Raw genomic sequence first — 2932 nt, forward strand, 5'->3', positions numbered from 1 at the left:
TGAAGCGAATGATCTTCTTAGCAATAATTATATCTTTACTGTGTGCCGAGAGGAAAAATTTGAAAGAATGATAGAAAAAATCAGAGCTTTCATAGATAGATATGGTGGAAAATGCATCATTAGCGATTCTCTCGTGCTATTACATTCAAAAGATTCACAACAAGTATGAATCACTCTTTAAATTAAAATTTAATTGATAAATAAAAACTGATCGCAAATTCCTCATCTTGATTAAGATAATGGTTTTTGTGATAGACCGCATAAGGCGGTTTTGTTGTTGTCTGATACTCACTTTTTGGCAGCCACTCATGATATACCCAGTGGATCAACTTCAATAGATCTCCTCTTTTTCCTTCAAAATCAAACTTGGCATAAACACCCCCAGAGATATTAAAACTTGGAAGACGTTGATCTTTCAACTCCTTTTCATCATTTGGTACTATACATGCTACATAATGACACTCATCCAGTGGTGTGATGGTCGGATTGTCATGAAAAAGTGACATCTCCATATAGTCTTTTAATTCATTTTGGTAGATCCAAGTTTGAATTTTTTGCCATGTGAGTTTTGATTTTTCGTATCCATAGCCTCTGTGGCGAATATAATATGCACTTTGCTGGGGCATTTTCACGATTTGAGGCTCTATTTGTTCAAAACTTGCTGTAGAAGCTTGTGCTTTTGGTGACTGTAAGAGAATTTTATGCGAATAGTCTTTATATCCACCTTTTCTCCACTTGTTGGGTGTCATGGAAAAACGTTCTTTAAATGCACGAATGAATGAGGTTTGAGAGCTGTAGCCACACTCATTGGCTACCTCTGAAATAGTCGAATATTTATTTGTCAACAAAAGATTAGAAGCTTTTTGAAGACGAATATATTTAATACTTTCATAAATATTTCGCCCAAACACTTCTTTAAAGATCTTATGCATATAAAATTTGTTGATCTTGAAATGATCTGCAAGCTCATCAATGTTGATATCTGTCTCTATATGCTTATAGAAGTAAAACATTAAGTCATTTGAGATTTTTATTTTCTTATCTAAAGTTTCTTGTTTCATAATACAATAATACCAATTTTGGATAAAAATAATATTAAATATAGATAACTTATAAAGTAAAAAAAGACAATTAAAGAGACAATATTGGTGAAGAATTCCGTCCATAAAATTAATTATAATGCTTGAAATTTTTCTGATGGGAAAAATTGGTTCAAGATAATCTAGAAGAATTAGATTGAGGTGGAAGCTACTCAATGATGTAGTTTCTAAGAGAATTTATTTTAATTAATTATAAAAGGAAAAAAATGGCAAAGCAAACAATTACAGTTGCAAGAGGTGACGGAATCGGTCCTGAGATCATGGATGCAAGTATCAGAGTACTTGATGCAGCGGGTGCTGATGTAGAATGGGAGCATATTGATGTGGGTGAACAAGTGTATCTTTCTGGTAATACATCTGGTATCGGTCAAGAAGCTTGGGACTCTATCAAGAAAAATAAAGTACTTTTTAAGGCACCTATCACAACACCTCAAGGTGGTGGATACAAAAGTTTGAACGTTACTATCCGTAAGACTCTAGGACTTTACGCAAACGTTCGTCCAGCTATCGCTTATGACCCGTTTGTACCTTCAAAATTCCCAGGTATGAATGTTGTTACGATTCGTGAAAATGAAGAAGATCTGTATGCAGGAATCGAGCATCAGCAAACTCCGGAAGTAACTCAGTGTCTAAAAATCATTACAAGACCGGGTTGTGAAAAAATATGTCAATATGCATTTGAGTATGCAAAAGCATATGGTAGAAAAAGAATCACTTGTATGATCAAAGACAACATCATGAAGATCACAGATGGTCTTTTTGTAAAAGTATTCTATGAAACAGCTAAAAAATACCCTGAAATTCAAGCGGATGACTGGATCATCGATATCGGTATGGCTAAACTCGTAGATGCTCCTGAAGAGTTCGATATGGTTCTAATGCCTAATCTTTATGGTGATGTTGCAACTGATATTCTTGGACTTATGACTGGTTCAGTAGGTATTGCACCGGGTGCTAACGTTGGTGATGATATTGCTATGTATGAAGCGATCCACGGTTCTGCTCCACGTCACGCTGGTCAAAACAAAGCGAATCCATCAGGTCTTTTGCTTTCAGGTGTCATGATGATGGTTCAAGTGGGTCAGCCGGAAGTAGCAGAAAAAGTGCATAATGCTTGGCTAAAAACGATCGAAGACGGTATCGTAACCTATGACCTTGCTAGAAAACTTAAAGCTGCAGGAAAAGAGTATACAGAAGTTGGAACGAAAGAGTTTGCTGATGCAGTGATTGAAAGACTTGGTCAAAAGCCATCAACACTTGAAGCTGTAAAATATGACAAAGCGATCAAAATCAAAAAACCTGAACTTACAAATGTAAGAAACACAAAAATGAATCTTATCGGTTGTGATATCTTTACTAAAGATGATTGTGATGCAAACACAATCGGTGATAAGCTGGTTGAGCTTACTGAGGGTACCAACATAGCACTTAAAATGATCTCCAACCGTGGTCAAAAAGTCTATCCAAGTGGTCACCCGGAAACTTTCCTTACAGATCACTGGAGATGTCGTTTCTATAATAAAACTCAAGGTGACGTAATCACAAATAGTGACATCACAGATATGATGAACAAAATTTCTGATGCAGGTATTGAAGTGATTAAAACTGAAAACCTTTATGCATTCGAAGATGGTGAGCGTGCTTACTCTCTAGGACAAGGTGAATAACCAAAAGCCTAAAATGGATTTAAGTTGAAACCCTCTACTTGCTTAAAGGCGAAAGAACGAACAGCTTAGGTCAAGGTCATTAGCCGATATCTCCTCTCACGAAAAAGAGGGGAGACGGCATGAAGTTAAGTAATACTTATCTTACAAATGTTTTTAGGAGATTCC

At 35.9% G+C, this 2932-nt stretch carries 2 protein-coding genes; one reads left to right on the forward strand and one right to left on the reverse strand.

The features are described 5' to 3' along the window. Positions 1-182 precede the first annotated feature (182 nt). A complete protein-coding gene (locus PF327_RS11360) occupies positions 183-1061 on the reverse strand; it encodes an AraC family transcriptional regulator (protein WP_289402669.1) in 879 nt (292 codons plus the stop codon). 245 nt (positions 1062-1306) lie between these two features. On the opposite strand from PF327_RS11360, the gene PF327_RS11365 reads away from it, so the two are divergent. After that, positions 1307-2767, forward strand: a complete 1461-nt coding sequence (locus tag PF327_RS11365) for an NADP-dependent isocitrate dehydrogenase (RefSeq protein WP_289402670.1) — start codon at positions 1307-1309, stop codon at positions 2765-2767. Positions 2768-2932: the final 165 nt, after the last annotated feature.

The organism is Sulfurovum xiamenensis, from assembly GCF_030347995.1.
GTDB lineage: Bacteria > Campylobacterota > Campylobacteria > Campylobacterales > Sulfurovaceae > Sulfurovum > Sulfurovum xiamenensis.